The sequence below is a fragment of the Paenibacillus apis genome (assembly GCF_018333295.1).
In the GTDB taxonomy this organism is placed as follows: Bacteria; Bacillota; Bacilli; order Paenibacillales; family Paenibacillaceae; genus Fontibacillus; species Fontibacillus antibioticophila.
Window position 1 is genome coordinate 44,417 of sequence record NZ_BORS01000007.1, and the last position, 23,131, is coordinate 67,547.

Consider the following 23,131-nt stretch of genomic DNA (forward strand, 5'->3'; position numbering starts at 1 on the left):
TTCAGGCCGATACCTCCCGCTCGATCATGGGCAGTACGCCGTTAGATTTAAGCAAGTCGTAAATAAACAGTCTGCCTTTTTGAGTCCATTTGGTACTTACCTTAGAATTGTCTGCATCAATGACATGCGTAGATGTTTGGGTATATCCCTTGTCCTGGTACTTGGCGTATAGGAGCCAGATATCACCTTGCTTGTATTGCACACCCAATTCATAGAGCTTCCGATTCATCGCCGTGGCGCTCATGCCGTAATCCTTGGCAATCTTTGATACAGAGAGTAGAGACTTGTTTTGTAGCACCATGTCATAGTAAGAGGCTTTAGGCTGTAATTCATTGTTTTGCTGAACCAGCACCAGATTCTCTGTCGTGAGAGCAGCAACCTTTCTTTCAAGAAACTCATGCGCCCGCTTGATAACCATTTCAGGACTGTTCCATTTCCGCTCAAGCTCTAGGAAGTATTGCCGGGCTTGTCTGCCCTTCTCATTACGCTGGATCATGCAAATTTCTTTAGCCATTTCGATTTTTACGTGATGGTCAGTAAATTCGGCCATTGGATTCTTTGGATTATTGGTTGCTCTTTTTTGAGTAACCAATATGAAGTCTACATTTTCGGTGAAACCATACTCCAGCATCCGAGTAAACCAATCGTTATATCGAGTCCCAATTTCCAGAAACTCATGCAATTCACGACCGCTAACCAGTAGATTTCCACTCTCATTTGAGTGTGTAGGGATTAATTGATTCAAAACGGCACCTCCTCAAACTTTTTAATTAGGTCCCTTGTCTCCTTTAAATCAGCCATTGCGCTTAGATAATGCTCTACATACTCTTCTGAGTTGGAGAAGGTGTGAACTATACCCCCTAGCTTCTTGGCTTCATCTTCAAGGGCCCGGACAACTCTATTCCGCTCCTTAAGAGATAGTTCCATTGCTATGCTCCTTTCTAATAGGATTTTTACTCTCCCTGTCGAATATTGGAATTGGAGAGGAGGTGTTATAAATTGGCTGTACAAGTTCATGCGTGCTTGCTTGGTAATTGGGTTAATCTTGGTGATGACCCCCAATGCACAGTTGGGAATCACGGTTCGTCTCCAAGCAAATGGTGGGAAGAAAATGCTGAGATATGGTCTCCTACTGAAAAAGAACAGGATCATACTCTTTACCAACTTGATTATGTTCATGTTTACTACAAAGGCGTTGACTACCGAATAAACCCGATATTTATTCAGATTGTGAATAGCCTTTAAACTCACGGTTCAAGTTTTTTTCAACATTTTCCAAGTCGTCAATTTTAACCTTGGCGGCTTGGGAAGTGTAAGCCATATCAATATGCTGTTTAACCCTTAGCCAGTCGCTGTGTTTCAAACCTTTCAACGCTTCCACAATCGCTTTAATCCGTTGTTCCATTTCTTTCTCACCTCCTAAGTGGATTTATCAGGATTGCTATGCTCATTTCTAATAGGATTTTTCTCCTCCCCGTCGAATGTTTAGAATTTGTGAGCCTGAACTCCTCCGAGAGGGGGTGAGCAAGATTTCTAAAAATGAAGTTGTTGTGCAACTCACGCTTAAAACATTGGAAAATTTTAAATATGATACCGAAGAATACGGCGGCAATACCTTGAGCGAACATGCCGCGATAAATGCTGAGATAGTAGCAACCATTTTTAATGGCATTTATGATCGAATACTAAAGGACCAAGTTTAAACATTTAGCTTTCTGCCCAAAGCGTGAATGTTATCAGCGAGGTTGACGATCGCATAAACATATTCAACAACCTGTTCAGGCTCACACTCTTCAAGGCGTTTCAACATATGATTAATCAATTTGTTCATTAACTCCGTGTACTTTTCCGTATCCATTTTTCTCACCTCCTAAGTGGTTAAATCAGGGTTTATCAGTGAATATTCAAATTCCATGACCCATTCACGTTTAATCCTTCTTTGTCTTCCAAATTTATAGCTTTTCAATTTCCCGGATTTCATTGCCTTAAAAACGGTTGATCTACTAACTTTGAAGTATTCGGCAACATCATCAACTGACACAATGGGCGGCAATTCATCCACTTTAATCCCTCCAAAATAATTATCCTAACTTTAAGTTAGATTCTTGTTCAAAAAAAATAATGTCATGAACTTCACACTCGAATATCTCGGCTAATTTTATCGCATACTTCATTTTTATCTCCCAAGGATGTTCTTCAATATTAGTATAGGTACTAATATGCACGCCCATTCTAGAAGATATCGCGGTCTTGCTTAGTCTTCGGAACGCCCGCCATTCTCGCAATGTTCTGCGGCGATGTGTTTTTGCTCTTTGCTTGTCCATAGGTATTATCACCTCCTTCCCGCACCTCAAATATACCTAACATAAAGTTAGATGTCAACGCATAAACGCAAAAAATTAAGTATAAGTTAGAAAAAAAGTGGAATAATACCTAAGTGTATGTTAATATCGGTTGTATAAAAGAAAGGGGAATTGAATTGAAAACTATTCGTTTTGCGGAAAATCTAAAGAGAATACGAGAGTGGAGGGAAATGACGAAAGAGGAGTTAGGAGAAAGGGTCGGCGTGTCCGGTGTAACTATAGGATATTGGGAGAATGGCAGAAACGAACCGCGGATGGGGAAGGTTGAACAAATTGCTAGCGTTTTAAACGTTGATATTGACGATCTCCTTTTTAACGAAGACCTGGATAAGATCAAAGCAAACTCTAAAAGTTTAATAAGTGATGTTAAAAAACAGACTATTGACTTGATTAAAAATCTAAATGATGAAGATGTAGAACTGTTTAAACAATTGATGGAACGATCTATAAATAAATCTGAGTAGGGTGATAACGCATGCCAAAGAAAGGTGAAAGAAAGAAGACCAAAACAAAAAATGTATGCATAATAGATGGTGAATACTACTACAGATATAGCATTAAGGACCCGGCCACCGGTGATCGCATTCAAAAAGAGGACGGGCCTCATTTAACTGAGAAAGATGCCGAAAATAGTGGGATTATTATTAAGTCCGAAATATTAAAAGGTACATATATTGACAAAGACAAAAAAACTGTTGGCGAATTTGCAAGTGAATGGTTGAAAATGTATCAGGCAACTGGCAACAAGGGAAACTCTAAGAACTTAAGGAAGAGCACTGTTAACTTGATAAAGAAGACGATTGGAGGGCTGAGATTACAGGAGTTGACGAGCTTCAAGTACCAGGAGCAACTAAACAAGATGCGCGATGTGGGATATTTCAAAAAGGGCGAAAAAAAACCAACTCCATATTCAAAAAGTTCGATTAGAACCTATCACACAGTCATGGGAATGATTTTTAGCAAGGCCCTTGAGTTAGAGTACATAAAAAAAGACATAACTCAATTTGCTCAGATACCTAAATTTGAACAAACCGTTGAAGAAATCGAATCTAGCGGTGGGGAATTGCCAAAATATTTAGAAAAAGAGCAACTGGCAAAGTTATTCTCTGTATCATCTGAAATGGATAGATCAGAACCTTATACCATACAATGTCACAGGATATTATTCATTCTTGCATATACTGGGATGAGAATAGGCGAATTGCTGGCTTTGAAGAACACCGATATTGATGAAGTAAATAAAGTTATATCGATTACTAAAACATTATATATCAAGGGTAAGACTGAGGATTTTAAGTTGACTCCACCGAAAAACACATCATCTATTAGGAAAATTGATGTGAGTCAAAGAGTAATAAACGTTATCAAAGAACAAATGAACTGGAAGAACGAATATAAAATGCAGCATAGGAAAATGTTTTTGTTTGATGAAGGTTTTTTATTTTTTAATGAAAAATGGTTGATGGGATATCCCATGAGAGACAGAGAAGCGAGAGACTATCTCAAAAAAGTTTTGGAAAAATCAGAATTGCCTTTGAATCTTACCCCGCACTCTCTCCGGCACACCTACACATCATTAATGGCTGAAGCAGGGGTTGAACTCGCTGCAATCCAACATTTGCTTGGTCACAAGAATGACAATACAACAAAGTTAATATATCTCCACGTTACGAATCCTAAAAAACGCTCTGCGGTGGAAAAGTTAGACATGCTTATGGATGGCATAAAATAATGATTTGTGGGTAATTTGTGGGTTGAACATTATCACAACCATTGATGTAAAGCGGTTTTTTCCGCTTTTATTTTTATCACCTAGATAAATAAATTTTGTAATCGCTTTCTCAGCGCAATGATCAATGTCACATTTCGACATAAAATTTGTTTCGGAATATATAACTTATAAAGAAAATAAAATGTGAACAGGAGCCCGTCCCCACCAACAAACGGAAGGAGATGAAATACGATGGATCACATCATGTCAAAGCGCATCCTGCGCGGCACTTGGGTTACTTTATGTATCATTCTTCTCGTTGGCGGATTTATCTGGCTGCTCCCTATCCTTTATCCATTTCTGATTGCTTGGCTGATTGCTTATCTGATTAATCCGCTGGTCCGATGGCTGCAGATATCTCTCAGATTTCCCCGTTGGCTGGCCGTTACAGGGGCGCTTTTGATTTATGCCGTAAGCGGAGGAATCGTTCTTGCAGCTGCGGTTACCCGAATGGTCAAGGAATTGCTCATCCTCGCCGAATCGCTCGATGGACATCTTATGCGGTGGAAGAGTTGGTTCGTGGATTGGACGCAGAGCGAAGGCATTCATAACATTATCAATGAGATCAACCGATTTATTGTGAACAACCCCGGATATGAGACGACAATTCATAATAATATCGATCAAACCGCTCAGTCGGTCGGATCGGCAATCACCCGGCTTCTGAATGGATTGCTGGGCGGGATCCTGCAATTGCTGACCTCGCTGCCCAGCATGGGCATTCTGCTCGTTGTTATTTTAACCGCAGCCTTCTTCATCAGTAATCAGTGGACCAGAAATATGATCTGGCTTGCAAAAGCGATTCCGGAACGGTTTCGAAAAAGCTTTCGCGAGGTATGGCTGGATCTCCAGCAAGCCCTGTCCGGTTATTTCCAAGCGCAATTGGTGCTCATATCCGTGACCGCCTTCATCGTCCTGATCGGACTGCTCCTGCTCGGCGTCAATTCCGCTTTTACTTACGCCATCCTGATCGGATTCGTCGATCTGCTCCCCTACCTGGGCGTAGGAACGATCATGCTGCCCTGGTTGCTTTACTGCTTCATGACAGGAGACACCTCCCTCGCCATCGGTCTTGCCGTGTTGTACGGAGTCATCATTATCGCAAGGCAGATCATTGAACCGAAGATTCTGGCCAGCAGCGTTGGACTGGATCCGCTGCCGACCATGATCTCCATGTTTATCGGCTTGAAGCTGTTCGGCTTCCTCGGCCTGGTCGCAGGACCGGCAGCCCTGATCCTGCTTGGCGCGATGAGTCGTGCCGGCCTCCTGCGCGATCTTCGAAATTATATTATGGAAGGCAAGCTGCGTTAAACAGGACAACAGCGGAGATTACATTCGTTCAGGCGCTTCAAGCCCGATCAGCTTCAGGCCGTTATTCAGGGTAATACGCACGCCTTCCGTCAGAAGCAGTCTCGAATCGCGCAGCTTCCGCTCAGCATCCATGACCGGACAATGATGGTAGAACCGGTTAAAGGCTTGCGCAGTATCTACAAGGTAACGAGATAGGATTGAAGGCTCCATTTTTGCTGCAGCCGACTCTACCGATTGAGGAAACAGAGATAGCTGCTTCACCAGGGCATATTCCTCCGAATCGGGCAAGTGGAGCTCTTCAATCGAGTTGCTTTGAGAGAAGATCTCCGATACCTCTCTCCCCTTTCGAAGCAGACTGCAGATGCGTGCGTATGTGTACTGCACATATGGCCCTGTCTCGCCTTCAAAGCTAAGCGCCTGCTCCCAATTAAATACAATATCCTTAATCCGGTTCGAGCTAAGATCGTTAAAGATCACTGCCCCTACTCCGACTTGTCTTGCCACCTCATCCTTGCACTCCAGCTCCGGATTCTTTTCCTCAATAATTTCCCGTACCTTGGCAATTGTCTGCTGAAGCAGATCCTCCAGCTTCACAATATTCCCTTTACGTGTAGAAAAGCCTGTCCCCTCCAGACTGACGCGGCCAAACGGAACATGCACCAGTTGATCTGCCCACGGATAACCCATAAGCTCCACAACCTTGAACCATTGGCGGAAATGCAGGCTTTGCGAATAATCCGTTACATATACCGCTTGATGAAAATGATACGTATCCTTACGATATAAAGCCGCTGCGACATCACGCGTGTGGTAGAGCGAGCTGCCGTCTTGCTTCAGCATTAATGCCGGAGACATATTGTAATCATCCAACCGGACGAGCATCGCCCCCTGATCCTCTTCCAGAAGTCCCCGCTCCTGCAGCTCGGTAATGACCCGGTCCATCTTGTCATTGTAGAAGCTCTCTCCCGTAATATGATCGAACGAGATCCCCATCAGCTCATAAATCCGGTTGAATTCAGACAGGCTGAGCTCAACGAACCACTTCCATTGCTCCAGCATCTCTGCATCTCCCTGCTCCATTCGGGCAAAGACCGCTCTCGCCTCAGCTTCCAGTTCAGGACGGCGCTCTGCTTCTTCATGGAATCTGACATACAGGCTAAGCAACTCGTCAATAGCCCCCTGCTCAAGCCTTCCCGGATCTCCCCACAGACGATAGGCGACAGCAAGCTTGCCGAATTGGGTCCCCCAGTCCCCCAGATGATTAATGCCGATGCACTCATAACCCATGAATTTGAAAATGCGGACGAGCGCACCGCCAATTACTGTTGAACGCAAATGTCCAACATGAAACGGTTTTGCTACGTTAGGAGAAGAGAAGTCAACAACGATCGTCTTCCCGCTCCCCTCCTGATGGGAGCCGTATCCTTCGCCAGCCTCCAATATATCCCGCAAAATACCCGGTGTGATCACCTTGGGATCCAAGTAAATGTTCAGGTAACCCGACAAAGATTCAGCATGGGCGATTCCCGATTGCGAATCCAGAGAACCATTGATTGCATTTGCCAGTTGATCGGCAAGCTCCTGAGGAGCCTTGCGCAGCTTCTTGCTTAGCTTGAAGCAAGGCAGCGAGAGATCCCCCTTTGAAGCATCTGAGGGAACTTCCATCAGCTTCAGTAGTTCTTCCGCCTCGATTCCTTCAAGCCAATCATGCAGTTTGTCAGCCACAGCCCTTTGCAGCTTTTTCATTCATATTTTCACCCTCTCCATAAAATAAAAAAAAGCCCTCGCCTCTAAAAAGAGACGAGAGACTTGAAGTTCCCGCGGTGCCACTCTAAGTACCGGACAACCGCTCCGGTCACTCTGCTGGATAACGGCCAGTGCCGGATTTACCTACTTGAGGGATTCGTTCGGTAAACCATCTCCCGGGCCCGTTTCGCTTACCCAGTCTATACCGGCTTCCACCCTCCCGGCTCGCTTGAATAGACTATAGATCAGCTACTGTCCCGTTCCTCGATATTGCTTATAGAGGTTTTCAAAAAGTCATTTTTTGATCACGAAGTAATTCAGCTGACTTTTTGAACTTAGATTATGAAAATTCACGTGTTTATATTTATAAACGATGATGATCAATAAGTCAACGACGATAAAAGGTAATCGTACCATCCTTCAGCTTCTTCCCGATCCATTTCATCAGCAGTGCGCGGCAGAGCGGACGTGTTAATGGAAATACCAGAATAAATCCGAGCACATCCGTTACAAATCCCGGAAGCAACAGCATGATCCCGCCGGCAAAGACGCACATCCCGTCAATAGCCATTTTACCGGGAACCTGACCGCCGTTAATCTGCGATTTCGCGTCGGCCATTACCTTTCTTCCTTCAAACTGCATCATCAAACCGCCAATGACCGAGGTAGCCAACGTCAGAAAGATCGTCTTCCCAAGTCCGAGTCTGTCCGCAACGAATGCGTATCCCCAAAACTCAACGACCGGAACAATAACGATCAGCAAGGCTATCCATTTCCGCATAGTTAACTCCTTTTCCAGCATCTTGCATGCATTCAAGTTTCGGCACTGAATATCGCCTTAAGGAGTATTGTACCTTGTTGATTCCCGATAATCAAAATTTACTCACTGGCCTCCGCAAATCTGGCATACCAGTCGGGAAATATCTTTTTGAATTGAACAGGCTTGAAATCCTCGCGTCTGACCACATAATGGACAGAGGTTCCTTTTACACACAACTCGCCCTGTCCATTCAGCACTTCATAGCTGTACACAGTCTTCACGCCGCCATTCTCCTTGATCCAGGTGCGAAGAAGCACCTCATCCCCATAGCGGATTCCTTTTCTGTATTCCACCTTCATCTCCTGCACCGGGGATATGTATCCGGCCTGTTCCATGTGAATATAATTCAATCCCAAGTCCTCGATCAGCTTCGTTCGCCCAGCCTCAAACCAGCCCAGATAGTGAGCATGGTATATAATCCCCATCATATCAAACTCAAAATACTTCGGTTTAATCGCAAGCTCACTAATATACATCACGCTACACCTCCCTATAAAAAAGCAACGGGATAGCCTGTTGCCAGGCTTCCCATTGCTTTGATTGTAATAGCAGCAATTATTTACGGATTTGACCGATCTTAACCAGGTTGGTCGAACCGGAACGTCCAAGCGGAATACCAGCTGTAATGACAACCAGATCTCCTTCTTTAACCAGGCCGGAATCCAATCCGCCCTTCATTGCATAATCGAACATTTCGTCCGTAGAGGTTGCGATCTGACCCTTAACCGGAGTAACACCCCAGTTCAGTGCAAGACGGCGCATGGTTGATTCTTCGGTAGTAACCGCAATAATCGGCGCCTTCGGACGATACTTCGATACCATACGGGCAGTATAGCCGGTTTCCGTCGAAGAAATGATTGCCTTCGCGTTCAATTCCAGTGCCGAATTAGCTACGGATTGGCTGATCGCTTCGGTTACAGTTGTTTGTTGCGCATTGCTTTGCTTAATGAAAATCTCGCGGTATTCCAGTGCAGATTCCGCCTTCTCGGCAATACGGGACATCGTCAGAACGGATTCAACAGGGTATTTCCCTGCAGCCGTCTCGCCGGACAGCATGATCGCATCCGTTCCGTCAAAGATCGCATTAGCCACGTCACTCGCCTCAGCGCGTGTAGGACGCGGGTTGCGTTGCATCGAGTCGAGCATCTGCGTAGCCGTGATAACTGGCTTGCCGACACGGTTACATTTCTCGATCATGCGTTTTTGGGCCAACGGCACATCTTCAGCAGGAATTTCAACGCCAAGGTCGCCGCGAGCAACCATAAGGCCATCGGAAACCTCCAGGATTTCATCCAGGTTGTCTACACCCTGCTGGTTCTCAATTTTGGAGATGATGTGAATGTGAGTGGCGTTGTTCTTCTCAAGAAGTTCACGAATTTCAAGTACATCGCTAGCTTTACGAACGAAGGAAGCGGCAATAAAATCGACGCCTTGTTCGATCCCAAACTTGATATCGTTAGCATCTTTCTCGGTGATGCCTGGCAGGGAAATGTTAACGCCGGGTACATTTACGCCTTTTTTACTCTTGATCGTACCGCCGTTTACGATACGGCACTTGATTTCGGTTCCTTGAATATCCAGAACAGTCAGACCGATCAGACCGTCGTCGATCAGGATTGTCGAACCTACTTCAACATCATTCGGGAGATCCGAATAGGTAATGGAGATACGGTCTTTGTCACCAAGAATCTCTTCAGTAGTCAAAGTGATAAGTTCGTCTTGCTCAAGCTCGATCGGCTCTTCTTTCAGCTTGCCTGTGCGGATTTCAGGACCTTTTGTGTCCAACAGTATGGCGATTGATTTCCCCAGCTCAGCACTCGCCTGGCGGATCGTCTTGATCCGGCCGCCATGCTCCTCATAATCTCCGTGGGAGAAGTTAAGGCGAGCGACGTTCATTCCGGCCATAATCAGCTTCTTGATGTTCTCTAACGATTCACTAGAAGGACCGATAGTACATACGATTTTTGTTTTGCGCATTTGGGTTTCCTCCGTATTAAATTTTTCTCTCTATAACATCTTTTCCAACAACTAAATTTACTACAAAAACCTACATTTGTATAGGAAGTTTCTCATATTGTAACAGTCTTTGCCGTATATTAGTCATTGCTTGCCGTTACAGTATCTATTATCGGCATTTCAGCCGTTTTTCTTTGCTCTTCAAATTCGCCGATCTTACGGAACTTCCGGTAGCGGTCCTCTACAAGCTCATCCGGATGAAGCGCAGACAGCTCCTCCAAGTGACGCAGCAGGCGCTCCTTGATAGCTGCCGCTGCTTCCTCGTAATCTCGATGAGCCCCGCCCTTTGGCTCAGGTACAATTTCCTCGATCACTTCCATTTCGAGCAGATCCTGTGCTGTAATTTTCATCGCTTCGGCAGCCTGGTCAGCCTTGGATGCATCCTTCCAGAGAATAGATGCCGCACCATTCGGAGAGATTACCGAATAAATCGCATTCTCCAGCATCAGAACCCGATTGCCGACTCCGAGAGCAAGCGCGCCGCCGCTACCGCCTTCCCCGATGACCACACAGATTACGGGCACGCGAAGTTTAGCCATTTCCAGCAGATTGCGGGCGATCGCTTCCGACTGCCCTCTCTCCTCCGCAGTAATGCCCGGATAAGCGCCTTTGGTATCGATAAACGTAATGATCGGGCGTCCAAACTTGTCCGCCTGGCGCATTAATCTGAGCGCCTTGCGGAAGCCCTCAGGATGGGCGCTGCCGAAGAAGCGGGCGATATTATCCTTCGTATCCTTCCCCCGCTGCTGCCCAAGCACAGTAACCGGAACACCGTCCAATTTAGCAAGGCCTCCGACCACAGCAAGATCATCTCCGAACAGGCGGTCTCCATGGAGCTCCATATAATCCTCAAAGATCAGCCCGATCAGATCCAGGGATGTCGGGCGCTGATGGTGGCGGGCCAGATGCATTTTTTGGGAAGGGGAGATATTGCTGTAGATTTCCTCCTCCAGCTCCTTGTATCTCTCTTCCAGGCGAGCAATTTCCTCGCTGAAGTCAATTCCCTTCTCTTGACCAAACTGCTCCAGTTCCCGAATCTTCTCCCTTAATTGAGCGAGAGGCGCTTCAAAAGGCATTTCCACGGCCATTCTACACTCCTCCTTTCGGAGAATGCATCTCCAGCAGCTTGGACAAGGTTGCCCTCATCTCTTTCCGATGAACGACCATATCCAGTTGCCCGTGCTGAAGATTGAATTCTGCTGTCTGAAAATCATCCGGCAGCTTCTGGCGAATCGTCTGCTCAATGACAATCCGTCCGGCGAACCCGAATACGGCTCCCGGTTCAGCCATAATAATATCGCCGAGCATGGCAAAGCTGGCCGATACCCCTCCGGTCGTCGGATCGGTAATGACCGAGATAAACAAGCCTCCCTGCTCGTCCAGCCGTGCAAGCGCGGCGCTCGTCTTCGCCATCTGCATGAGACTTAGGATGCTCTCCTGCATGCGTGCGCCCCCCGAGGTCGAGAAGATGACAAGCGGCAGGCGCTTCTCTGTAGCTGCTTCGATAGCGCGGGTGATTTTCTCTCCAACCACGGAACCCATGCTTCCGGAGAAAAAGTCAAAGCTCATCACCGCCATCACTGCCGGAAAGCCGCCAACAAGTCCTTCGCCGGTCACTACAGCTTCCCGCAGGCCCGATTTCATCTTCTGCTGCTCCAGCTTGCTGGCATAGCCAGGAAAGCTCAGCGGATCCACAGATACAAGATCCTCATCATACTCAATGAAGCTGCCCTCATCGACCGTCATCCGGATTCGCTCTATCGCATTCAGCCGCATATGATGTCCGCAGGAGGAGCAAACTTTCAGGTTCTTCTCCAGCTCTTTACTGTATTGAATGCTGCCGCAGCGGCTGCATTTGTTCATCAGACCTTCCGGGATCTCCCGCTTGGGGCGGTCTCCTTCCGCCGGCAGCGGATCGCTTCCCAATCGTTCTGAAGGAATGGTCGCGTATTTTCTTTTCTTCTGGAACAAGTCTTTAAACACAACTCCACCTCTTCAGCATTCCATATTTCGCCACATCGCAGCAAGACAAGGAAACCGTGTCTTCATGATTTCCTTGCCTCTTATGGATGCAATATGTTATTAAGCACTTCCTGAACCTCTTCGAGTTCACCTGACGGTACAAGAATCTCAAACTGCTGTTTGGATAAATTGACAGGACGGGTTTGGACAAGAAAGCCTTCTTCGGTGAGTCTCGTCTTGATCATGTCCGCAATCTTCGCGGTAGGCGCAATGTACATTACAGTCCACATGTCCTCTTCCAAGCCCCCTACAATATTGTTGAGCCCAATAATAGAGTAATGATAACACAATTGTCAAAATTACCGCAACAAAGAGCGCATGGTGCCTGTGAGTAAGGGACTGGATTAATTTGCAAAATATGTCGCAGCGTTGTCGTCTTTATGCGCGATTCTTGCCGAAGCGGCTGCTGCCAGTCCGGCGACCAGATCATCAAGGAAGACATGGATATGTCCCTGCGTGTTATTCAGCGTACCGATCACCTTCGGCTTTACCTTGTCCAGATAGCCGAAGCTGGTCAGACCGATCATGCCGAATACGCTTGTGATGCCGAGGGCCATCGTCTCATCCACCCCGTACAGTGCTTCATCGGCATTTAGAATAGACTGCAGCGGTTCCGGCAACAGATTCTGCTCCGCCAACTCGTCCAGGGCGACGCCCGTGAACAGCGTATACTGTACCTCCCGTTTTTGCAAAACGGCCTTGACACTCTCCAGACAAGCCTCCGGCTGTAGTCCTTCATGATATGGAAGCTGCAGATCATAGACGATATCCGCAATCTGCTCCAGGGTAATTCCACGGCGCAGCAACCAACTCTCTGCAAGCTGATATGACATAGAAGCATCCCTCCGTTCGTGTTCCTAAGTGTATGCGGAGGGATGCCGAAATGTGCTCTGAAATTCTATCTTATGCGCACCGTATTTGGACCGAGCACGGTCTCCATCTCGCGAAACAGCTCCGGCGATGGACGGATGCGGTAGCGTTCGCTTAACTCGAGCAGCTTGCCTGTCCGCTCGTAGAACAGCACGGTCGGCACAGGACCGTTGTGCTGTTCGAGCAGCGCCTTAAGCTGCTCCAGCAGGCGGGCGTTCTCCGCCGCCGCCGTGATCTTCACGAAGACGCGCTGCCCTGCAGGCGTCTTCGGCTCGCCTTCGGGCGCCGCCGGTTTGTCCGCGGCGGCGGCGCCCGAAGGCGGTGCCTGCTGCGCTGCGCCGGACGGCGGCGCAGCAGGGCTCTTGCGTGCGGGTGCTGTGCGCCCCGCACGCCCATCCGCTGCGGCGCGCCCGCCTCTGGCGAGGCCGCGCCGCAGCTCCTGCAGGCTCTGCGCGCTTAGCGGCGCCACCTCATCGGCCAGCAGCTTGAAGCCTTCGTCCTGCTGCTGGACGGTGGCGCGGAGCGCAAGCAGAGCCCCCTTGCTGATGTGGCGCGAAGAACGCCGCCACACCTCAGGGAAGAGCACGACCTCGCAGCGCTCGATCTGGTCCTCCAGCTCCATGAAGGCCATCGCCTTGCCCTGCTTGGTCGTAATCGCCTTGATCGAGACGACCATACCGGCGACCACCGTCTTCTTCTCGTCCGGCGCCTCCTCCAGCTCCATCAGCTTGTCAACGCCTTCCTGCTCCAGCGCCTGCTCGTAATCATCCAGAGGATGCCCCGAGAGATACAGGCCGAGCAGCTCCCGCTCCAATTCCAGCTGTTCCGCACTCGACAAGCGCTGAACCTCCGGGTAGTCGATCTCCCAATGGGGCGTCTCCACAAAATCAAACAGCTGGATCTGCAGATCTTCACGTTCCTTCCGCCACTTTACAGCCGCCTCCACCGTCTCATCAAGCATCGCGAGCAGTTGAGCCCGGTGTCCCGGGAGCGCATCGAACGCTCCCCCCTGAATCAACGACTCAATCACCCGCTTATTGCAGACGCGAAGATCCACGCGGCGGCAGAAATCGAGCAAGCTGTCGAAGGGCCGTTCCTTCCGCTCCTGAAGAATGCTCTCCATCGCCTGGGTGCCGACATTCTTGATGGCGGCCAGGCCAAACCGGATCACGCCATCCAGCGGGGTGAACAGAACACTGCTCTCATTTACATCCGGAGGCAGCACCGTAATTCCCATTCTGCGGCATTCGACAATATATTCAGCCACCTTGCGGTGACTTCCCATCACGGCCGTCAGCATGGAGGCCATAAAATGCACAGGGTAATGCGCCTTCAGGTAAGCCGTCTGGAAAGCAAGCACACCATAGGCTGCCGCATGGGCGCGAGGGAAGCCGTAATTGGCGAATCTGACAATCATGTCGTAGACCGCATGGGCATCCTCTTCGCGGTATCCCAGCTTCACGCTTCCGGCCACAAAATGGCTGCGCTCCTGATCCAGCACCTCGCGCTTCTTCTTGGAGACGGCGCGCCGCAGCAAATCCGCTTCCCCCAGCGAGAAGCCTGCCATCTTGGAAGCGATCTGCATGATTTGCTCCTGATAGACGATGATTCCGTAAGTATCCCGCAGAATCGGTTCCAGATCAGGATGGGGATAGTCCACTGCCGTCTCCCCATGCTTGGCGGAGATGAACTTCGGAATAAATTCCATCGGTCCAGGCCGGTACAAGGCTACGACCGAGATCACATCTTCAAAGACCGTCGGCTTAAGATCCCGAAGCACCCGCCGGATTCCGGCCGATTCCATCTGGAATACGCCCGTCGTCTCGCCATGGCCGAGAATCTCATACGTCAGCGGATCATCATCCGCTACTTCGCGGAAATCCGGCGCTTGACCCGTCTGTTCGGCTATCCAGTTGCTGCAGCGCTCGATGATAGACAACGTTCTTAATCCGAGAAAATCCATCTTCAGCAAGCCGACCGACTCCAGATGCTCCATCGAGTACTGAGTCAGCGCCGTTCCTTCACTGCCCGCCTGCAGGGGAACCGCATCGGTCAACGGATCGCGCGAGATTACGACGCCCGCAGCATGCGTCGAAGCATGCCGGGGCATCCCCTCCACCTTGCGGGCCATATCGAGCAGTCCCTTCACTCTTACCTGGGTCTCATACAGCTGCTTCAAATCCGAGCTGATCTCCAATGCCCGCTCGATCGTAATCCCCAGATTTCCGGGAATCAGCTTGGCAACCTTGTCCACCTCGGCAAAAGGTACATTCATCGCCCGCCCGACATCCCGGACCGCCGCACGGGCCGCCATCGTTCCAAAGGTAATAATCTGCGCGACATGCTCGGAGCCGTATTTCTCGGCGACGTAAGCGATAACCTCATCCCGGCGCTCATCGCTGAAGTCGATATCGATATCCGGCATCGTTACCCGCTCAGGATTCAGGAAGCGCTCGAACAACAGCTTGTATTTCATTGGATCTACGTCGGTTATCTTCAATACATAAGCCACCAGGCTGCCTGCGGAGGAGCCCCGGCCGGGCCCGGTAGCGATTCCTCTGGAATGTGCATAAGCAATAAAATCCCATACGATAAGGAAATAATCGGAGAAGCCCATGCTGGCAATGACGCCCAACTCGTAGCCGAGCCGCTCCTGCAATTTTCTCCTGCCGTCTTCGTTCTCCCAAATCTCCTGCCCTCGGTACCGGGATTCCAGCCCTTGGCGACATAGCTCCGCAAGATACGTCCCTGCATCCATTCCTTCCGGTATCGGCCGAAAGGCAGGCAGGATGTGCCGGCCGAACTCCAGCTCCAGATTACACTTGTCCGCAATCACTGCAGTATTTGCAATGGCTTCGGGAACATGAGGGAAGAGTGCGGCCATTTGCTCACCGCTCTTCATATAGAGCTGCTCTGTACCGATCTGGAACCGCTCTTCATCCTCAATGTTCTTTCCCGTTCCAATGCAGATAAGCACATCCTGCATCTTGGCATCTTCCCGCTCCAAATAATGGACATCATTTGTGGCGACAAGCTGTACCCCGATCTCTGCAGCCAGTTCAATAAGCAGCGGGTTCACCTTTTTCTGCTCCGGCATACTGTGATCCTGCAATTCAAGATAGAAATCCTCGCCGAATACTTCTTTGTACCGGAGAGCGGCGCGCTTGGCCTCGCCGGGCCGTCCATGCAGCAGATGCTGCGGCACCTCGCCGCCCAGGCAAGCGCTGAGACAGACAAGTCCCTCGTGATGCCGCTCCAGCACCTCCCAGTCGATGCGCGGCTTATAATGGAATCCCTCCAGATGCCCAATGGAGCAGAGCCGCATCAGATTCCGGTAGCCCTCCTCATTCTTGGCCAACAAGATCAAGTGGTGAATTGGCTGATCCTTCCGGCTCCCCCGCTCTTTGCGCGAACCGGCTGTAAAGTACATCTCGCAGCCGATGATCGGCTTGATCCCGTTAGCCTTGCACAATTTATAAAATGGAATGGCTCCATACATGACACCGTGGTCGGTCAGAGCCAGCGAGCTCATGCCTAATCCCGCAGCCTTTTCCACCAGCTCTTCAAGACGGGCTGCGCCGTCAAGCAAGCTATATTCACTGTGTACATGCAGATGAACGAATGGATTGCTGTTCATGCCTTCCCAACCTTTCGCCAGACCGTAATAAGTCCCCCTCATATTGCCCAGGGAGAAACATTTGTTCCCTTTTAAATTATTCTATCATAGAATGCGGACAAGTGCCCATAGAATGGTATAGACAAACAGCTGCGGATGTAAAAAATGGAGAGGAGCGTCATGAACAAATGAGCACATTTCTTACAAAAGCCATTATGGATTTTTTTGTTGCGTTCGGTATCGTGCTTGGAGGAGCCTTGATAGGAGGAATTGGAGCCGTCGTTTCCTTGCAGCCCCCTACCCAGACGATGCTGGATATCGCCGGACGAATCAAGATTTGGGCACTCGCTGCCGCTGTGGGAGGCACGATCGATCCCATGCGGGTGATCGAGAGCAATTTCTTTGACGGAAATATCTCCCCGGCAATCAAGCAGATCCTGTTTTTACTCTCTGCCTTTATGGGAGCTCATATCGGGTCCGAACTGGTAAGATGGATGTGTGGAGGGGGGCGGGGATGAGCGAAGAGCGCAAGCTGTCCTCACGGGAATCCCTTCGAGGCTTCAGGCGATTTATGCAGCTGTTCTCGGTGTTTGTTCTGGGCATGGTGGCTGGAAGCATCATTTATAATCTTGTATTTCAGCAGAGCTATAATCAATTGTGGCTTGAGAACAAGGATCTGCAAATCCAGCTTTATCAGTCAGAAGAGGATAATAAGACCTTGAAGAAATATCAAAACCGTTCGACCGTAGTCAAGGAGATCAAGGTTCGGGTTGAGGAACGTGATCCTCCGCTGGATGCGCTTGCAGTGAAGGAAGTGGTTCAGCAGCTTCACGAAGAGCTGGAGGTGCTTCGGGGGAGAAGCATCTTCGAGATCGATTCCGATGCCAAGATGGCGCGAACACTGCTGAACCGGAAAGTATACACGGTTCGAGAGAAGGAGTACAGCATTCAGGTCAAGACGATGCTCGTCAGTGAAGGCGTGCTCCAAATCTGGGTGGATATCCGTCCTTATATCAAGAGCTAAACGGCCGCGACGGCATCCGAAATCCATGTTACAATGATAAAGATCACATCTGCCAAACAAAAAAATGAAGTGCTCATTCGTGATCAAAAGTTGACTGTTTGAACAATCTCTAAGCGAAGGAGCGGTGGCCTTTATCATGATTGAGAGCCTGTTATATGTTCTGTATGCCATTCTGTTTGTATCCAGCATCTGCTCCATTGTGTTCAGCGTGAAGTCGCGCCGTTCCCGGGACCCGCGGGTTCGCGGCTTGTCCCAGGCAAAGATGAATATCAGCATGGGCTTCATGCTCATCGTGCTTTCCTTGATCCAAATGTTCATGTTCAGCGGGTCCACGGTACGGGTTATTGTGGGTGCTTTATTCATGGTGCTTGGCGCATTCAACCTTTTTGCCGGCTTCCGCAATTACGGGCTGATCTCCAGACAACGGGCGGATTAATCGCGCCTTCTAGGCGTGGTCGATGGATTGAAGCGTCATTACCACCTTGGAGATCAGATGCTCTTGATAGGTCATCACAATTTCCAGCTTGCAGGTTTTGCGCGTCATCTCAAGAACAAGCGGACGGATCATGACCGGGTTCTCGATCTGGACCGGACGGACAAAGTACGTGGTCAGGTTATCCACTACATAATCTCCCCCGCCGCTGATATCCTTGGCCGTACTCAAGCCTGCATGCGTCATCAACGAGGTTAATACACCATGGGAAATGGTGCCTAGATCGGTTGCCATTTGAGGGGTGATCACCCCGTGAAAGAATAGACGCCCGTCTTCATCACGTTCTTCGGCAAACCCATTCCACATTAAATGCTCGAACGTCTCGCCCATCTGCGGCTGATTGCGTGCGTCACGCATGGCCTGAAGCACTTCGCGCCGGGTAATGGAAGAGATCAGCTTCCGGTTTCTGTCCACGACCGGCAGGAAATCAATACCTTCCCACACCATGATTTGGGCAGCCGATGCCAGCGAAGTCTGAAGGCCGACCGTAATCGGATGGCGGGTCAGGCATTTTTCGATGCTCTGGTCTCCGCTCAGCTCTTCCACATTTTTGCGGCTGATAATCCCGATCACCCGGTTCCATTCATCAACGACAGGAAAATGATATTGGCCTGTCTCTATAGACAGCTGATCAAAATCAGAAATATTGCTCGTTACCTTCAGCATGTTCACCTTCGGCTTGCTCGCCACAATATCTTCTACCAGCATAATCTTTTTCTTGATCAGTCGGTCAAAAATCGCCCGGTTAATCATCGATGCGACTGTAAATGTATCGTGACGCGAGGAAATGATCGGCAGGGACAAGCTGTCTGCCTGTGCCTTGACCTCCCGGCTCGTACCAAAGCCTCCGGTAATCAGCACGCCTGCGCCTTGTTCAAGCGCCAGGGCATGGGCATTCTCACGGTTCCCGACAATCAGCAGGCTTCCTGCATCGATATAGCGGGCCATCGCGTCGATCTTCATCGCGCCGATGACATACTTATACAACGTCTTGTCCAGTCCTTCCGCTCCGCCAAGCACATGTCCCTCCACGATTTCGACAACATCCCCGAAGGTCAATTGATCCGAAATATTGCGCGGCTTCTTCTCGACACGAACCGTTCCAATCCGTTCCTTCGTAATCACAATCCCCAGATTTTCCGCTTCTTTCACGGCCCGATAGGCTGTTCCTTCACTGACCCCCAGACTCTTGGCCAGCTTACGCACGGAAATTTTGGTTCCAATCTTAAGTCCCTCAATATGCTGTAGAAGCTGCTCGTGCTTCGTTACACTTTCTTCATGTCCCTCCAACTGTTATACCCCCCGTCGGATTCTGTACCACTCTGTATCTAATATACACTATAATCGAATACTCAGCCAAGGCAGTTCTTGTCACCCTCGAAGCTGTCTGATCAAGCGGCACCAAGTAATAAAAAAACGGGCCCGCTTATTCCGGGTCCGTCTTTTTCATCCTCGTTTGCGCTCACATGCCTTGCTTCTGTTTGCCTTCCTTCAGCCATTTGCTCTCCCATTCCCGGTACTTGGCGCGGCGTACCTCCTCAAGCTTTTGCTGCTTCTCTTCGTTAACGCCAAGAATAAAATGCAGATGCGCTCCGATGACCAGAAAAGCAAATAACGCCCATACAGCGCCAAAAGCGGAAATCCAGCCGGCTCCCGGCTCGAAGGATATCATCGGCAAGGCATATACCAGCATAGCAAGCGCGATAATCAGATACATGAAATGCTTGAGTTTATTCGGCTTCTTTACCGTCTTCATATTGAACAGCAGCTCCTTCTTCATCGAATCTATATTTCTACTCTATGAAGGATGCTTTGATAATATGAATATTAGAGGTGGTTCAAAAAGTCATCTTTTGATCACGAAGTGTTCCAAGAGGTTGATTCGACTTCGAATCTTGCGTTCACCCTAGAAGTCCGGTACTCATGCAGGGTTCTCCTACACTCCGTTCCTCCTTCTTCGGGTTCTCACAACCTTCTCGGTGCTAAAAACCTGACTTTTTGAACTCGCAATATTACATTTGGGTTCCGTATAAATGCTGGAGGCTGTCGGTAATGATCTTATTGATATCTTGAATCGCCACACTCAGCCGGCGCTCGGCTTCAAACAGTCTGCGAATCCCAAGGTTCATGCTGAGCACCTCAAATCGCTTTTCCATCGTCTCCATCTCTTCTTGGGAGGGCATATTACCCGCCATCATCATCTGTTGAAGCTCATTTTGCCGGTTGCGAAAATCATCAAGCATCTTCTTGCTTTCCGGATCCGCCTCTACCAGCTTCATAGCTGACTCAACATCCTCAACTTCCTTGCTCTCACGCAGCGCCTTCGCCAATTCATTTGCCTTGTCATAAATATTCATTAAAGTTCATCCTCTCAAATTGTTCTTTGTTAGTCCTTACCTCGTCCAAATAATGAACAGCGCCTGAATCAGACCGATCATCCCGCCCAGAAGCACACCAAGCCACGTAATGGCTCTGAATTCCTTGCCGGATAAGCTAAGAATAATTTCCTCCAATCGCTCGATCGGGAACTTCTCAACCTGTTCCTGCACCAGGGACGGAAGCCGGATCGCTTGAAAAGCAGCAGGGAGGAGTCCGCCAATCAGTTCAATGGCCTTCCCGGTAATAGACGGAATCCATCTATCGGCCTTTTCCTTCCAAGGAGCGATCAGTTGTCCCACCTCTTGCTGTTCAATCGAGCGAATCCAAGATTCCACCGGCAGCCGTTCACTTTGTTCCTTCAGCCAGTCTAACGGTTCCTGCTCCACGATAAGCTCCAGCAGCTCACCGATCTGCTGTTCACCGAATTGCTCCAGCTTATCACGGATCATGCCAACCAGTTGACCTTCCAGCTCTTTTCCGTGAAGGGTGCGCAGCAGCACCGGTGTCAGCTTGCGTACCAGCTTATCCTCATCCACGAAGATTGCTGCCATCGCGCCGAGAAATCCGCCTGTTTTGTCCACCAGTTCACCGGCAAGCTTCGTCAGCAGCTTCTGACCCGCTGATGACAGCAGCTCATCCTCAAGTGAACGAATTACGATCTCAGCTGCCTTCTCGCTCCAACGCTGGCGGTTCTCCTCCGTCCATCCCGGTACAACAGCCTTTAGTTGACGCGAGCCCAAGTCTTGCTTTTCCCATATTGCTCTCAATGCCCGGTTAGCAGCTGATCTTCCTGCATCGGACATTTCCAGCTTGAGCGATTCCCATCGATCCTCTGTCATCCACCGCAGCAATATTTCCCGGACCGTCGATTGGCTATCGGCTAGCTGGAAGAACGCTTGCTTGATTCGTTCCTCAGCTTGCGCTCGAAAGGAAGGCCGCACCAGAAACTCTTGAACTCCTTCGGGTGTGACCAGGTATTCAGCAACGACCTTCCCCAGGGATTTTGCGATATCATCCCTTCTTTTAGGGATCAGTCCAGGCGTGAAGGGGACATGCCACTTGCCAATATATACGGGTCTTCGGGGATGAAACAACATTTTAATCGCGTAATGGTTAGTGATTCCGCCTACAAATCCGGAGACAACTAACGTCACGAGCACATACAGCCAGTCGTCCACCTTGAATTACCTCCTTCGTGCTGCCCGGCAAATGGCCCATGGGTAATCACCAAGGGTTCCGGGTTCTCATATGATGCATTACATGCGCTTATGCAGATGAACTAATTGTATCCAAGACCATCAAGCCCCAGGCTTGGAAGGAGATTCGCTTCATGCCCTCCAAAAAGTTGAAAATCCAAATCATGAGTCCAAACCTACTTGAAAGCGACTATGTTGTACTCGGTGATCAGTTGATCAAGCAATGGCGAATACCGGTTCATCATCGTATGCAGCTGGTATTCGGATCGCTGCGGCAAACTGTCAGAGTCGTGCCGTTGTCTAAGTTTGACGGAATACGAATCAGTCAGCAGCTTGCCGCTCAAATGGGAGTTCAGCCCCGCGCTTCGCTGCGGCTGACTTATCGTCCTCATTCGACAACCCTGCAATTCGGGCCGCTTCTTGGTGTGCTGATCAGCAAAGACTACCCGGATTCACCGGAGCGTCCCTTTGGTCCTATTACGATGTTCTGCAAGGAACTCGTCAATGCCTGTCAACTCCAGGGCGTATACGTGTACTTCTTCACGACGGACCAGATCGGAGCCAACTCATCCAGCGTGTCCGCCTGGGTCTATGGAGACGGATGGAAGAAGTCCCAAGTGCCTGCGGCCGATGTATTTTACAATCGTCTAACCTCAAGAAAGCTGGAGAATAAACCTAGCGTACAGCATTTCCTGAAGGAAGTAAAATCCCGCTATGGCAGCCACTTTTTTAATGAGAAGTTTCTGGATAAGACAGAAGTATTCGATGCGCTCTCCAGAGACCCCAGTATTTCAAAATACTTGCCGGAGTCCTATGCCTTCCAGGGTCTGCAAACGCTCAAGGCCATGTGCGCCAAGCATCCTGTTGTGTTTTTGAAGCCGATTAAAGGCAGCCTTGGGAAAGGAATCATTCGGGTATCGCGGCTGGAAGGAGGAGCCTTCCAGACCCAGACTGCCCAGGTAGGGGGAACCCGGCGGCAGGCTTATCCCAGTCTCGCCAAGCTGTATACCTCATTATCCGGAAAAATGAAAGCTACCCGTTATCAAATCCAGCAGGGGCTTTCTCTCATTGAAGCAGATCGCAGACCGATTGATTTCCGCGCCCTGGTTCAGAAAAATTTGTCCGGAAACTGGAATGTCACTTCTATAGTTGCCAGAACAGCAGGAGGCCATCATTTCGTCTCCAACCTGGCTCGCGGCGGATCCTTGAGCACCGTTAAAGAAGCCGTGCTCAAGTCGTCGCTGCCCCCCAATTTGAAAGGGAAAATTCCTTTAAAGCTGCGCAAGGCCGCCTTGTATATCGCAGACGCTGTCGACCATCAGATCCCTGCCCACTTTGGCGAGCTCGGTATAGATCTGGCAGTGGACAACACGGGACATATCTGGCTGCTGGAAGTCAATTCAAAACCATCCAAGAACGACAATACCCCTATCGGGGTCGGTAAGATTCGTCCGTCCGTCAAGCAAGTGGTTGAATATACCCGCTATCTGTCCGGCTTCTAGGA

The 23,131-nt window shown here is 49.3% G+C and carries 28 protein-coding genes and 1 other annotated feature; of the genes, 9 read left to right on the forward strand and 19 right to left on the reverse strand.

Annotated elements, in window-relative coordinates; translation table 11 throughout:
* Window position 1: 1 nt before the first annotated feature.
* Both KI362_RS11445 and KI362_RS11450 read right to left on the reverse strand, forming a co-directional pair.
* Complete coding sequence (locus KI362_RS11445; RefSeq protein WP_301627338.1) at window positions 2-745, reverse strand: phage antirepressor KilAC domain-containing protein; 744 nt, start codon at window positions 743-745, stop codon at window positions 2-4.
* Complete coding sequence (locus tag KI362_RS11450; RefSeq protein WP_301627339.1) at window positions 742-927, reverse strand: hypothetical protein; 186 nt, start codon at window positions 925-927, stop codon at window positions 742-744. Before KI362_RS11450 ends, KI362_RS11445 begins: the two co-directional genes overlap by 4 nt.
* A 72-nt stretch (window positions 928-999) precedes the next feature.
* Between KI362_RS11450 and KI362_RS11455 the strand changes: the two genes are divergently transcribed.
* Window positions 1,000-1,245: a hypothetical protein gene (locus KI362_RS11455; protein ID WP_301627340.1), complete on the forward strand. Its 246-nt coding sequence runs from the start codon at window positions 1,000-1,002 to the stop codon at window positions 1,243-1,245.
* Here KI362_RS11455 and KI362_RS11460 read toward each other — a convergent pair.
* The gene (locus KI362_RS11460; RefSeq protein ID WP_301627341.1) at window positions 1,220-1,405 is read right to left on the reverse strand and encodes a hypothetical protein; all 186 of its coding nucleotides are present in this window, start codon (window positions 1,403-1,405) and stop codon (window positions 1,220-1,222) included. The two genes, KI362_RS11455 and KI362_RS11460, sit on opposite strands and share 26 nt — an antisense overlap.
* 115 nt (window positions 1,406-1,520) lie before the next feature.
* Between KI362_RS11460 and KI362_RS11465 the strand changes: the two genes are divergently transcribed.
* Entirely contained in the window at window positions 1,521-1,703 is a 183-nt protein-coding gene (locus tag KI362_RS11465) for a hypothetical protein (RefSeq protein WP_301627342.1), read from the forward strand.
* Here KI362_RS11465 and KI362_RS11470 read toward each other — a convergent pair.
* Genes KI362_RS11470 through KI362_RS11480 form a run of 3 tightly spaced genes read right to left on the reverse strand, consistent with a single transcriptional unit; the run spans window position 1,700 to window position 2,324 of the window.
* Window positions 1,700-1,858: a hypothetical protein gene (locus KI362_RS11470; RefSeq protein WP_301627343.1), complete on the reverse strand. Its 159-nt coding sequence runs from the start codon at window positions 1,856-1,858 to the stop codon at window positions 1,700-1,702. The genes KI362_RS11465 and KI362_RS11470 overlap by 4 nt on opposite strands.
* Before the next feature lie 12 nt (window positions 1,859-1,870).
* A complete protein-coding gene (locus KI362_RS11475; RefSeq protein WP_301627344.1) occupies window positions 1,871-2,062 on the reverse strand; it encodes a helix-turn-helix domain-containing protein in 192 nt (63 codons plus the stop codon).
* Between the two features lie 19 nt (window positions 2,063-2,081).
* Window positions 2,082-2,324 carry a helix-turn-helix transcriptional regulator gene (locus KI362_RS11480; RefSeq protein WP_301627345.1) on the reverse strand — a complete coding sequence of 81 codons (243 nt, stop codon included), beginning with the start codon at window positions 2,322-2,324 and terminating at the stop codon, window positions 2,082-2,084.
* 155 nt (window positions 2,325-2,479) lie between these two features.
* On the opposite strand from KI362_RS11480, the gene KI362_RS11485 reads away from it, so the two are divergent.
* From KI362_RS11485 to ytvI, 3 genes are all read left to right on the forward strand, one after another.
* Entirely contained in the window at window positions 2,480-2,827 is a 348-nt protein-coding gene (locus KI362_RS11485; protein WP_301627346.1) for a helix-turn-helix transcriptional regulator, read from the forward strand.
* Between the two features lie 11 nt (window positions 2,828-2,838).
* The gene (locus KI362_RS11490) at window positions 2,839-4,095 is read left to right on the forward strand and encodes a tyrosine-type recombinase/integrase (RefSeq protein ID WP_301627347.1); all 1,257 of its coding nucleotides are present in this window, start codon (window positions 2,839-2,841) and stop codon (window positions 4,093-4,095) included.
* A 231-nt stretch (window positions 4,096-4,326) separates the two neighbouring features.
* Complete coding sequence (ytvI, locus tag KI362_RS11495) at window positions 4,327-5,445, forward strand: sporulation integral membrane protein YtvI (protein ID WP_301627348.1); 1,119 nt, start codon at window positions 4,327-4,329, stop codon at window positions 5,443-5,445.
* 18 nt (window positions 5,446-5,463) lie between these two features.
* Here the strand turns inward: ytvI and argS are convergent, their stop codons facing one another.
* The 9 genes from argS to KI362_RS11540 all read right to left on the reverse strand — a co-directional run bounded on the left by argS (window position 5,464) and on the right by KI362_RS11540 (window position 16,598).
* Window positions 5,464-7,191 carry an arginine--tRNA ligase gene (argS, locus tag KI362_RS11500; protein ID WP_301627349.1) on the reverse strand — a complete coding sequence of 576 codons (1,728 nt, stop codon included), beginning with the start codon at window positions 7,189-7,191 and terminating at the stop codon, window positions 5,464-5,466.
* Between the two features lie 47 nt (window positions 7,192-7,238).
* Window positions 7,239-7,465: a binding site (T-box leader), on the reverse strand.
* A 114-nt stretch (window positions 7,466-7,579) separates the two neighbouring features.
* Window positions 7,580-7,972 (reverse strand): FxsA family protein, encoded by a 393-nt coding sequence (locus KI362_RS11505; protein ID WP_044477717.1) that lies wholly within the window; start codon window positions 7,970-7,972, stop codon window positions 7,580-7,582.
* Between the two features lie 98 nt (window positions 7,973-8,070).
* Window positions 8,071-8,487, reverse strand: a complete 417-nt coding sequence (locus KI362_RS11510; RefSeq protein ID WP_301627350.1) for an acyl-CoA thioesterase — start codon at window positions 8,485-8,487, stop codon at window positions 8,071-8,073.
* Window positions 8,488-8,566: 79 nt separating this feature from the next.
* Entirely contained in the window at window positions 8,567-9,988 is a 1,422-nt protein-coding gene (gene pyk, locus KI362_RS11515) for a pyruvate kinase (RefSeq protein ID WP_301627351.1), read from the reverse strand.
* A 119-nt stretch (window positions 9,989-10,107) separates the two neighbouring features.
* Window positions 10,108-11,115 (reverse strand): acetyl-CoA carboxylase carboxyltransferase subunit alpha, encoded by a 1,008-nt coding sequence (locus KI362_RS11520; RefSeq protein ID WP_301627352.1) that lies wholly within the window; start codon window positions 11,113-11,115, stop codon window positions 10,108-10,110.
* Between the two features lies 1 nt (window position 11,116).
* Window positions 11,117-12,010, reverse strand: a complete 894-nt coding sequence (gene accD / locus KI362_RS11525) for an acetyl-CoA carboxylase, carboxyltransferase subunit beta (RefSeq protein ID WP_301627353.1) — start codon at window positions 12,008-12,010, stop codon at window positions 11,117-11,119.
* An 80-nt stretch (window positions 12,011-12,090) separates the two neighbouring features.
* Window positions 12,091-12,279 (reverse strand): hypothetical protein, encoded by a 189-nt coding sequence (locus KI362_RS11530; protein ID WP_044477712.1) that lies wholly within the window; start codon window positions 12,277-12,279, stop codon window positions 12,091-12,093.
* Window positions 12,280-12,393: 114 nt separating this feature from the next.
* Window positions 12,394-12,882, reverse strand: coding sequence for a phosphatidylglycerophosphatase A family protein (locus KI362_RS11535; RefSeq protein ID WP_044477711.1), 489 nt, complete (start codon window positions 12,880-12,882; stop codon window positions 12,394-12,396).
* A 65-nt stretch (window positions 12,883-12,947) separates the two neighbouring features.
* Window positions 12,948-16,598, reverse strand: a complete 3,651-nt coding sequence (locus KI362_RS11540; protein WP_301627354.1) for a DNA polymerase III subunit alpha — start codon at window positions 16,596-16,598, stop codon at window positions 12,948-12,950.
* 125 nt (window positions 16,599-16,723) lie between these two features.
* Between KI362_RS11540 and KI362_RS11545 the strand changes: the two genes are divergently transcribed.
* The 3 genes from KI362_RS11545 (at window position 16,724) to KI362_RS11555 (ending at window position 17,995) form a co-directional block, all read left to right on the forward strand.
* Entirely contained in the window at window positions 16,724-17,053 is a 330-nt protein-coding gene (locus KI362_RS11545; RefSeq protein ID WP_044477710.1) for a YtrH family sporulation protein, read from the forward strand.
* Complete coding sequence (locus KI362_RS11550) at window positions 17,050-17,559, forward strand: hypothetical protein (protein WP_044477709.1); 510 nt, start codon at window positions 17,050-17,052, stop codon at window positions 17,557-17,559. Before KI362_RS11545 ends, KI362_RS11550 begins: the two co-directional genes overlap by 4 nt.
* A 136-nt stretch (window positions 17,560-17,695) precedes the next feature.
* Window positions 17,696-17,995 (forward strand): YtpI family protein, encoded by a 300-nt coding sequence (locus KI362_RS11555; protein WP_301627355.1) that lies wholly within the window; start codon window positions 17,696-17,698, stop codon window positions 17,993-17,995.
* A 9-nt stretch (window positions 17,996-18,004) separates the two neighbouring features.
* Here the strand turns inward: KI362_RS11555 and KI362_RS11560 are convergent, their stop codons facing one another.
* From KI362_RS11560 to KI362_RS11575, 4 genes are all read right to left on the reverse strand, one after another.
* Entirely contained in the window at window positions 18,005-19,342 is a 1,338-nt protein-coding gene (locus tag KI362_RS11560; RefSeq protein ID WP_044477707.1) for a DRTGG domain-containing protein, read from the reverse strand.
* Window positions 19,343-19,514: 172 nt separating this feature from the next.
* Window positions 19,515-19,832, reverse strand: coding sequence for a hypothetical protein (locus KI362_RS11565; protein WP_374705654.1), 318 nt, complete (start codon window positions 19,830-19,832; stop codon window positions 19,515-19,517).
* Window positions 19,833-20,064: 232 nt separating this feature from the next.
* Window positions 20,065-20,409: a YlbF family regulator gene (locus KI362_RS11570; protein WP_212944198.1), complete on the reverse strand. Its 345-nt coding sequence runs from the start codon at window positions 20,407-20,409 to the stop codon at window positions 20,065-20,067.
* 36 nt (window positions 20,410-20,445) lie between these two features.
* Window positions 20,446-21,609, reverse strand: coding sequence for a DUF445 family protein (locus KI362_RS11575; RefSeq protein ID WP_301627356.1), 1,164 nt, complete (start codon window positions 21,607-21,609; stop codon window positions 20,446-20,448).
* Window positions 21,610-21,761: 152 nt separating this feature from the next.
* Here KI362_RS11575 and KI362_RS11580 point away from each other — a divergent pair, with 152 nt between their 5' ends.
* Window positions 21,762-23,129, forward strand: coding sequence for a YheC/YheD family endospore coat-associated protein (locus KI362_RS11580; protein ID WP_301627357.1), 1,368 nt, complete (start codon window positions 21,762-21,764; stop codon window positions 23,127-23,129).
* Window positions 23,130-23,131: the final 2 nt, after the last annotated feature.